The organism is Streptomyces sp. NPDC060198 (genome assembly GCF_042728415.1).
GTDB lineage: Bacteria > Actinomycetota > Actinomycetes > Streptomycetales > Streptomycetaceae > Streptomyces.
The window spans coordinates 1-8,956 of sequence record NZ_JBHWZJ010000288.1 but is presented as its reverse complement, the minus strand read 5'-3'; the positions used below and the strand labels follow the sequence as shown (position 1 = coordinate 8,956).

Below are 8,956 nucleotides of genomic sequence, written 5' to 3'. Positions count from 1 at the left end.
GCACGGCCCGCGACCACGTGTGCGGTCGTCTCGGTCAGACGGCGAGCGCCTGGGCGCGGCGCTTCACCTCCGTCCCGCGATTCTCGCTCAGCGCCTGCGCGGGGGTGCCGGGCAGACTCGGGTCGGGAGTGAAGAGCCAGTCCAGCATCTCTTCGTCGGAATAGCCGTCGTCCCTCAGGAGCGTCAGGGTCCCCGCGAGGCCCTTGACCACCTTGTCGCCGTCGATGAAGGCGGCGGGCACCTGGAGTGTCCGGTTCTCACCGCGACGCACGGCGATCAGCTGGCCTTCCTTGACCAACTGCCGCACACGCGTCACCTCGACGTCGAGGAGTTCCGCGATGTCGGGGAGGTGGAGCCAGGCAGGGACGAGAGCATCGATCTTTGCGTCAATCTGGGTCACGAGGACAAGCGTGCCATCTGGGACCGACAGCCGGTAGCCGGGCCGACCGTACGGACCCTGTCAGGATGGCGTCCGCGCAGGTCGCGCCGGGGCCCGGCGGGGGCCGGCCGGGTGCGCGCGGCCGGTGCGGATCCCGGGCGGAGACTCAGCGGACGGCTGACTTCAGGGGTACGGAGGGGTCGGCGGCCCGCTCGGGATCGACCGTCCGGCCCGAGGCGACGAGCTTGCGCCCCTGGGTGAGATCGCGCGGACGGCCGACCGCCAGCAGGGCGACCAGCGCGCCGTCGCGCAGCCAGAGCACGGTCCACTCCTCGTCGGCCGGGTCGCCGCGCCACAGCAGGGTGTCGGCGTCCGCGTGGTGCCCGGCGTACTGGACGAAGCGGCCGAACTGCTCGGACCAGAAGTACGGCACCGGGTCGTACGGCTCCGCGGCCGCGCCCTCCGCGGCCGGCCCCGTGATGCCCGCCGCGACGGTGCGCGGGCCCTGGAGCGCATTGTCCCAGTGGTGGACCAGCAGGCGTGCGCCGTAGCGCGCGGAGGGGTACGAGGCGCAGTCCCCGACCGCGTACACCCCGGGCACCGAGGTGCGCAGCGCGGCATCGGCGATGACCGATCCGTCCGGGCCGAGCGCGATGCCGGAGCCGGCGAGCCAGCCGGTGGCGGGGCGGGCGCCGATGCCGACGACCACCGCGCCGGCCGGGAGCCTGCGTCCGTCGGCGAGGACCACGGCGCCCGGCTCGACGCGGTCGACCCGGGCGCCGGTGAGGAGCGTGGCGCCGGCGCGGGCGTACCAGTCGGCCATGGGGGCGGCGACCTCGGCGGGCAGTGCCCCGGCGAGCGGGCGGGCGGCGGCCTCCACGACGGTGACCGCGCAGCCGGCGGCACGGGCGGCGGTGGCGAACTCGGCGCCGATCCAGCCCGCGCCGACCACGACGACGTCGTGCTTCGCGGCGAGGACGGGCCGCAGCCGCGCCGCGTCGTCCAGGGTGCGCAGCAGGTGGACGCCGGGGACCCCTTCGGAGCCGGGCAGCGTCAGGGGTTCGGCTCCGGTGGCGAGGACCAGCACGTCGTACGGCACCGGGCCGGCCTCGGTGTCCACCTCCCGGTCGGCGGGACGCAGGCCCTCGACGGAGAGCCCGAGGCGCAGGCGGACGCCGAGGGCCTCGAAGTCGATGTCGAAGGCGGAGTGTTCGGCGGTGCCGAGCAGTACGGCTTTGGAGAGCGGCGGCCGGTCGTAGGGCTGGTGGGGCTCCGCTCCGATCAGGGTGACGGGCCCGGTGTACCCCTCGTCCCGCAGCGCCACGGCGGTCCGTACCCCCGCCATGCCCGCTCCGACGATGACGACGCCGTGCTCCGGCGCCCGCTGGTCGCTCTGTTCGCTCACGTACCCACCCTAAGGACCTGACGCTCCGCCAGTTCACGGGGTCGGCAGGCCCGTGCGGCGCCTCCATGGACCGAACAACTAGGGTGGCCGGGCAAAGACACTCGCGGGAGCCCGGACGAACCGGGCTGAGAGGGAGGCTGGCGGCCTCCGACCGTACGAACCTGATCCGGGTCATGCCGGCGAAGGGAGGGGCTGGACATCCATGCGTGCTTCACGGGAACCGACGGCCGCCGAGGACGCGAGCACGACCGGCGCCGGCCGCCGGGGGCCCTCGTACGACGTGCTCGTCGTCGGGGGCGGCATCATCGGCCTGGTGACCGCCTGGCGGGCCGCGCAGGCGGGGCTGAGGACGGCGGTCGTCGATCCGGAACCGGGCGGCGGCGCCGCGCGGGTGGCGGCCGGGATGCTGGCCGCCGTCACCGAACTCCACTACGGCGAGCAGATGCTGCTCGGGCTCAACCTCGCCTCCGCGGCCCGCTACCCGGAGTTCGTGGCGGAGCTGGAGGCTGTGAGCGGCCGGGAGACCGGCTTCCGCGCCTGCGGCACCCTCGCGGTGGCGCTGGACTCCGACGACCGGGCGCACCTGCGCGAACTGCACGCCCTCCAGGAGCGGTCCGGGCTCGACTCGCAGTGGCTCTCGGGGCGCGAATGCCGGCGGCTGGAGCCGATGCTGGCGCCGGGCGTACGGGGCGGGCTGCGGGTGGACGGCGACCACCAGGTCGACCCCCGCCGACTGGCGGCGGCACTGCTGGCGGCCTGCGAGCGGGCCGGGGTGGTCTTCCACCGCAGCCCCTGCGAGCGGCTGGAGGTGGCGCGCGGCCGGGCGTCCGGGGCGCTGCTCGCGGACGCCACCGCGGTCTCGGCCGGGCAGGTCGTGCTGGCCGCCGGGAGCCTCAGCGGCAGGCTCCCCGGGCTGCCGGAGGGCGTCGCCCCGCCGGTGCGCCCGGTGAAGGGCCAGGTGCTGCGGATGGCCGTGCCGGGGGCGTACGCCCCCTTCCTCAGCCGGACCGTGCGCGCGGTGGTGCGGGGCCAGGACCTGTACCTCGTACCGCGCGAGAACGGCGAGCTGGTCGTCGGCGCGACGAGCGAGGAGATGGGCTGGGACACCACGGTGACGGCGGGCGGGGTGTACGAGCTGCTGCGCGACGCCCACGAGCTGGTACCGGGCATCACCGAACTCCCGCTCACCGAGACCCTGGCCGGGCTGCGTCCCGCCACCCCGGACAACGCGCCGGTGCTCGGCCCGACCGCGCTGCCGGGCCTGCTGGTCGCCACCGGCCACCACCGCAACGGGGTGCTGCTGACCCCCGTCACCGGCGACGTCATGGCGCACGTGCTGACCACCGGCGAGCTGCCGGAGGTGGCCCGCCCGTTCGCGGCCGGCCGCTTCACCACCCCCACCGTCCCCGCGCGCGAGGAGCAGTACGCATGACCGACCACCTGGCCGGACCGGCCGACGTGACCGCCGGGGTGTCCGTCTCCGTCAACGGTGACCCGCGCGAGGTCTCCGCCGGCACCACCCTGGGCGCCCTCCTGGCGTCCCTGACCCGGGCGCCCTCGGGGGTCGCCGCCGCCGTCAACGAGAGCGTGGTGCCGCGCTCGGCGTGGGACACCACCCCGCTCGCCGGGGGCGACCGCGTCGAGGTCCTCACCGCGGTGCAGGGAGGCTGACCATGTCCGACGATCTCTTCCACCTGGGCGGACACGAGTTCTCGTCCCGGCTGATCATGGGTACCGGCGGCGCCCCCAGCCTGGACGTGCTGGAGCGGGCTCTCGTCGCGTCCGGCACCGAGCTGACCACCGTCGCGATGCGGAGGCTGGACCCCACCGTGCAGGGTTCGGTCCTCTCCGTGCTGGAGCGCCTCTCGATCCGGGTGCTGCCCAACACGGCGGGCTGCTTCACCGCGGGTGAGGCGGTGCTGACCGCCCGGCTGGCCCGGGAGGCCCTCGGCACGGACTGGGTCAAGCTGGAGGTGGTGGCCGACGAGCGGACCCTGCTGCCGGACCCCGTCGAGCTGCTGGACGCGGCGGAGATCCTGGTCGACGACGGGTTCACCGTGCTGCCCTACACCAACGACGACCCGGTCCTCGCACGGAAGCTGGAGGACGTGGGCTGCGCGGCGGTCATGCCGCTCGGCTCGCCCATCGGCTCCGGGCTCGGCATCCGCAACCCGCACAATTTCGAGCTGATCGTGGAGCGGGCCGGGGTCCCGGTGATCCTGGACGCGGGGGCGGGCACCGCCTCGGACGCGGCTCTGGCGATGGAGCTGGGGTGCGCGGCCGTGATGCTCGCCTCGGCGGTGACCCGGGCGCAGGAGCCGGAGCTGATGGCGTCGGCGATGCGGCACGCGGTGGACGGCGGCCGTTTGGCCCGCCGGGCGGGCCGCATCCCCCGCCGGCACTTCGCCCGGGCCTCCTCCCCGGTGGAGGGCCGGGCGGTCCTGGACCCGGAGCGGCCTGCTTTCTGACCGGAGCGGGCGACGTTCCGACCGGAGCGCCCGGCGTTCCGAACGGTCCGGCGTGTCACGGCTCGGCTGCGATACGGCCCCGGGCCCGCTCCGGGGCGCCCGGGGTGTCCGCGGCGGCTCGTAGACTCGTCGGGTGGACACGACCCTCCAGGACCCGCTGCTCGGACGGCTGCTCGACGGCCGCTACCGCGTCGAGGCGCGCATCGCGGTGGGCGGGATGGCCACGGTCTACCGGGCCGTGGACATCCGGCTCGACCGGGTGCTCGCCCTCAAGGTGATGCACCCCGCACTCGCGGCCGACGCCTCCTTCGTCGAACGCTTCATCCGTGAGGCGAAGTCGGTAGCCCGCCTCGCGCACCCCAACGTGGTGTCCGTCTTCGACCAGGGCGCCGAGGGCGCCTACGTCTACCTCGCCATGGAGTACGTCGCGGGCTGCACGCTCCGTGAGGTGCTGCGGGACCGCGGGGCCCTCCAGCCGCGCGCCGCGCTCGACATCCTGGAGCCGGTGCTGGCCGCGCTGGGCGCCGCGCACCGGGCCGGGTTCGTGCACCGCGACATGAAGCCGGAGAACGTCCTGATAGGGGACGACGGCTGGGTGAAGGTCGCCGACTTCGGGCTGGTCCGCGCGGTCGGCACCGCCACCGACACCACCGGCTCCCTGCTGGGCACGGTCTCCTACCTCGCTCCGGAGCAGATCGAGCACGGCACGGCGGACACCCGCTCGGACGTGTACGCCTGCGGTGTGGTGCTGTACGAGATGCTGACCGGCACCAAGCCGTACACCGGCGAGAACGCCGCCCAGATCATCTACCAGCACCTCAACCAGGACGTCCCCCCGCCGTCCGCCGCCGTGCCCGGGCTCTCCCCGGCGCTGGACGCGCTGGTCGCGGGGGCCACCGCGCGCGACGCCCGGGCCCGCGCGCAGGACGCGGTGGTGCTGCTCTCCGAGACCCTCGAAGCCCGGGCCCTGCTCAGCGACGCCGAGCTGGACGCCGCCCCGCCACAGGCGCTCACCCCGGTCGGCTCCGTCGGAGCCGAGGACCGTACGAGCGTGCTGCCGCGCGCCGTCCCCGAGGACCGGGGCACCACCCACCGGACGAGCCGGCTGGAGATGCCCGCGACGGCCAACGCCTCGGTCGCGCCCGCCCGGCCCCGGCGGTCCGGACGGGCGGAACGGTCCGGGGGCGGCCCTCGCCGCGGGGTCTGGGCCTCGGTCGCCGCCCTGGTGGTGGTGCTGCTGGTCGGCAGCGGTGTCTGGTACATCAACTCGGGCCAGTTCACCCAGGTCCCCTCGCTCCTCGGCCAGCCCCAGGAGGCTGCCGAGAAGCGGCTCGACGAGGCCGGGCTCGACGTGAAGTCCGTCGACAAGGCCTACAGCGACACGGTCGACCGGGGTTCGGTGATCAGCAGCGATCCCGCGCCCGGCGACCGGGTCCGGGGCAACGAATCGGTCAAGCTGGTCGTCTCGCGCGGCCCGGAGATCGTGGAGGTCCCCGACGTGGAGGGCACCTCCCTGGCCGACGCGCGCCGGACGCTGAAGGAGGCCGGTCTGGCTCCGGGCATGGTGACCCGGGAGTTCAGCGAGGACGTCGGGCGCGGCGAGGTGATCCGTACCGACCCCGGGGCGGGCACCGGGCGCCACCCGGACTCCGCCGTGGCGCTGGTCGTGAGCAAGGGCTCCCCCGTCGACGTCCCGGACGTCTCCGGGCTCTCCGTCGAGGACGCCACCGCGGCCCTGGAGGAGGAAGGCCTCAAGGCCGAGGTGAAGCCCGGCCGGATCAACTCCCCCGAGGTGGCCGGAGACGTCGCCGAGCAGACCCCCGACCCCGGCGCCGAGGCGGCCGAGGGGGACACCGTCCAGCTCACCGTGTCCAAGGGCCCTCGGATGATCGAGGTGCCGGACGTCACCGGCAAGGACGTGGACGAGGCGCGGGAGATCCTTCAGGACGCCGGGTTCGAGGTGAAGGTCGACCGGCCGTTCCTCTCCTTCAGCGACACGGTGGGCAGCCAGTCCGTCGAGGGCGGCGGCCGGGCGGCCGAGGGATCGACCGTCACCATCAGGACCAAGGGACTGTGACCATGCGCAACCCGGTGGGCGGACACGTCCCGGTGGCCGGCGGACTGGTGAAGACCGGCATCGCGTACGCCGACGAACTGGCGGCCGAGACCGTCCAGGTCTTCGTGGCGAACCCGCGCGGCTGGGCCACCCCGGCCGGGAAGCCCGACCAGGACGAGCTGTTCCGCAAGGAGTGCGCGGCCCGGGACATGCCGGTGTACGTGCACGCCCCGTACCTGATCAACTTCGGCTCGCACACCGAGGCGACCGTGGAGAAGTCCGTGGAGTCCCTGCGGCACTCGCTGCGCCGGGCCCGCGAGATCGGCGCGCTGGGCGTCGTCGTCCACACCGGCTCGGCGACGGGCGGCCGGCCCCGGGAGCAGGCGCTCGCGCAGGTGCGCGACCACATGCTCCCGCTGCTGGACGAGCTGACCCGCGACGACGATCCCGATCTCCTGCTGGAGTCCACCGCAGGACAGGGTTTCTCGCTCTGCTCGCGGACCTGGGACTTCGGGCCGTACTTCGAGGCGCTGGACTCCCACCCCAAGCTGGGCGTCTGCCTGGACACCTGCCACATCTACGCGGCGGGCCACGACCTGGCGGGCCCGTCCGGGATGCGGCAGACCCTGGACCTGCTGGTGGAGACGGTCGGCGAGGGGCGGCTGAAGCTGATCCACGCCAACGACTCCAAGGACGTGGCCGGCGCCCACAAGGACCGGCACGAGAACATCGGCGCGGGCCACATCGGCGCGGAGCCGTTCCGCGAGCTCTTCGCGCACCCGGCGACGGCCGGGGTGCCGCTGGTCATCGAGACGCCGGGCGGGAAAGAGGGGCACACGGCGGACGTGGCGCGACTCAAGGAACTGCGGGCCTCCGCGGGCTCCTGAGCCCCGGCGGGGACCGGGTCGCGGGCTCGGACCCCACGGTCTCGGACGCCACCGGCTCGGAGCCCGGGGCTCAGAGCTCCGGGCCGTCGCCGGGTTTCTCCTGGTAGGAGTAGCGCTGCTCGCTCCACGGGTCGCCGATGTTGTGGTAGCCGCGCTCCTCCCAGAAACCGCGTCGGTCGGCCGTCATGTACTCGATGCCGCGGACCCACTTCGGGCCCTTCCAGGCGTACAGGTGCGGGACGACCAGGCGCAGCGGGAAGCCGTGCTCGGCGGTGAGGAGTTCGCCGTCCTTGTGGGTGGCGAAGAGGGTGCGCTCCGAGGCGAAGTCGGCGAGCCGGAGGTTCGAGGAGAAGCCGTACTCGGCCCACACCATCACATGGGTGACGTCGGCGGCGGGCGGGGCGAGACCGAGGACGACGGAGGCGGGCACGCCGCCCCACTCGGAGCCCAGCATGGAGAACTTGGTCACGCAGTGCAGATCGGCGACGACCGAGGAGAAGGGGAGTTCCGAGAACTGCTCGTGGTTCCAGCAGCGCTTCTCGCCGTCGGCGGTGGCTCCGAAGACCCGGAATTCCCAGCGTTCGGGGCGGAATTTGGGTACAGGACCGTAGTGGGTCACCGGCCACCCGCGTTGCAGTCGCTGGCCCGGCGGGAGCTCGGACTGCCCCGCTGCGCGGTACCCCTCACTTTCCGGCTGACCCATGCCTCCATGGTGACAGACAGGCAGGGGTGGTGATGACCAGGGACGAAGCGAATGGCGCAACTCGTACTAAGCATGCACTTACTGGACGCCCCGGGGGTGCGGTGCGAGGATCTGCGCAACTGTCCGGTACACCGGTTGGAAGGAGCCTCTGCGATGCAGGGCGACCCCGAGGTCATCGAGTTCCTGAACGAACAGCTGACTGCCGAACTGACTGCCATCAACCAGTACTTCCTGCACGCGAAGATGCAGGACAACTTCGGCTGGACGAAGCTCGCCAAGTACACCCGGGCCGAGTCGTTCGACGAGATGAAGCACGCGGAGATCCTGACCGACCGGATCCTCTTCCTCGACGGCCTCCCGAACTACCAGCGCCTCTTCCACGTCCGTGTCGGCCAGACCGTGACGGAGATGTTCCAGGCCGACCGCCAGGTGGAGGTGGAGGCGATCGACCGCCTCAAGCGCGGTATCGAGGTCATGCGGGCCAAGGGCGACATCACCTCGGCCAACATCTTCGAGTCGATCCTGGAGGACGAGGAGCACCACATCGACTACCTGGACACCCAGCTGGAGCTGGTGGAGAAGCTCGGCGAGCCCCTCTACATCGCCCAGCAGATCGAGCAGCCTGAGGGCTGACGCCCACGGACCGCGCGCACGCGGACGGCTCCGGTCAGGCGGCTTCGGGGAACGCGGTCTCCAGCGGGTCCGCGGCGTCCGGCAGGTCCACGGAGGCGGCCGACGGGTCGGCGCGGCGCTCCAGCAGCTCCCGGCGCGGGCACTCGCCCCGGCCCAGCAGCGCCTGGATGCGGCGGACGCATCCGCCGCAGTCGGTGCCGGCCTTGCAGGCGGAGGCGATCTGCCGGGGAGTGCAGGCCCCGGCCGCCGCATGCTGCTTCACCTGCTGTTCGGTGACGCCGAAGCAGGAGCAGACGTACATGCGGTTCACCTCCCGGGGAGCGTGCGGGGCACCTCCCGACGCGGTGAGGCAATCCTAACCTTACCCATCGGAACCGGTGGGCAAAAGCCCCGGAATGCCCGTGGGGCACGGATCACATGGATCC

At 73.3% G+C, this 8,956-nt stretch carries 10 protein-coding genes and 1 riboswitch; of the genes, 6 read left to right on the top strand and 4 right to left on the bottom strand.

Going from position 1 to position 8,956, the window contains the following annotated elements; genetic code table 11:
* Window positions 1-34 precede the first annotated feature (34 nt).
* Window positions 35-400, bottom strand: a complete 366-nt coding sequence (locus ACFWEP_RS26660; protein ID WP_328722174.1) for an Rv2175c family DNA-binding protein — start codon at window positions 398-400, stop codon at window positions 35-37.
* Window positions 401-545: 145 nt separating this feature from the next.
* Window positions 546-1,784 carry an NAD(P)/FAD-dependent oxidoreductase gene (locus tag ACFWEP_RS26655; RefSeq protein ID WP_387373597.1) on the bottom strand — a complete coding sequence of 413 codons (1,239 nt, stop codon included), beginning with the start codon at window positions 1,782-1,784 and terminating at the stop codon, window positions 546-548.
* A gap of 93 nt (window positions 1,785-1,877) precedes the next feature.
* Window positions 1,878-1,989, top strand: a riboswitch (TPP riboswitch).
* Between ACFWEP_RS26655 and thiO the strand changes: the two genes are divergently transcribed.
* The 5 genes from thiO to ACFWEP_RS26630 all read left to right on the top strand — a co-directional run bounded on the left by thiO (window position 1,987) and on the right by ACFWEP_RS26630 (window position 7,195).
* The gene (thiO, locus tag ACFWEP_RS26650) at window positions 1,987-3,216 is read left to right on the top strand and encodes a glycine oxidase ThiO (RefSeq protein ID WP_387373595.1); all 1,230 of its coding nucleotides are present in this window, start codon (window positions 1,987-1,989) and stop codon (window positions 3,214-3,216) included. (Overlaps the previous riboswitch by 3 nt.)
* Entirely contained in the window at window positions 3,213-3,455 is a 243-nt protein-coding gene (gene thiS, locus ACFWEP_RS26645) for a sulfur carrier protein ThiS (RefSeq protein WP_387373593.1), read from the top strand. Before thiO ends, thiS begins: the two co-directional genes overlap by 4 nt.
* 2 nt (window positions 3,456-3,457) lie before the next feature.
* Entirely contained in the window at window positions 3,458-4,252 is a 795-nt protein-coding gene (locus ACFWEP_RS26640) for a thiazole synthase (protein ID WP_387373591.1), read from the top strand.
* Window positions 4,253-4,385: 133 nt separating this feature from the next.
* Window positions 4,386-6,329, top strand: a complete 1,944-nt coding sequence (gene pknB / locus ACFWEP_RS26635) for a Stk1 family PASTA domain-containing Ser/Thr kinase (protein WP_387373589.1) — start codon at window positions 4,386-4,388, stop codon at window positions 6,327-6,329.
* A gap of 2 nt (window positions 6,330-6,331) precedes the next feature.
* On the top strand, window positions 6,332-7,195 hold the full coding sequence (locus ACFWEP_RS26630) for a deoxyribonuclease IV (RefSeq protein ID WP_387373587.1): 864 nt from the start codon (window positions 6,332-6,334) through the stop codon (window positions 7,193-7,195).
* A 70-nt stretch (window positions 7,196-7,265) separates the two neighbouring features.
* On the opposite strand, the gene ACFWEP_RS26625 is transcribed toward ACFWEP_RS26630, so the two are convergent.
* The gene (locus tag ACFWEP_RS26625) at window positions 7,266-7,898 is read right to left on the bottom strand and encodes a sulfite oxidase-like oxidoreductase (protein ID WP_387373585.1); all 633 of its coding nucleotides are present in this window, start codon (window positions 7,896-7,898) and stop codon (window positions 7,266-7,268) included.
* 153 nt (window positions 7,899-8,051) lie between these two features.
* On the opposite strand from ACFWEP_RS26625, the gene bfr reads away from it, so the two are divergent.
* Window positions 8,052-8,531: a bacterioferritin gene (bfr, locus tag ACFWEP_RS26620; protein WP_275494630.1), complete on the top strand. Its 480-nt coding sequence runs from the start codon at window positions 8,052-8,054 to the stop codon at window positions 8,529-8,531.
* Window positions 8,532-8,565: 34 nt separating this feature from the next.
* Here the strand turns inward: bfr and ACFWEP_RS26615 are convergent, their stop codons facing one another.
* Window positions 8,566-8,832 carry a bacterioferritin-associated ferredoxin gene (locus ACFWEP_RS26615; RefSeq protein WP_387373583.1) on the bottom strand — a complete coding sequence of 89 codons (267 nt, stop codon included), beginning with the start codon at window positions 8,830-8,832 and terminating at the stop codon, window positions 8,566-8,568.
* Window positions 8,833-8,956 lie beyond the last annotated feature (124 nt).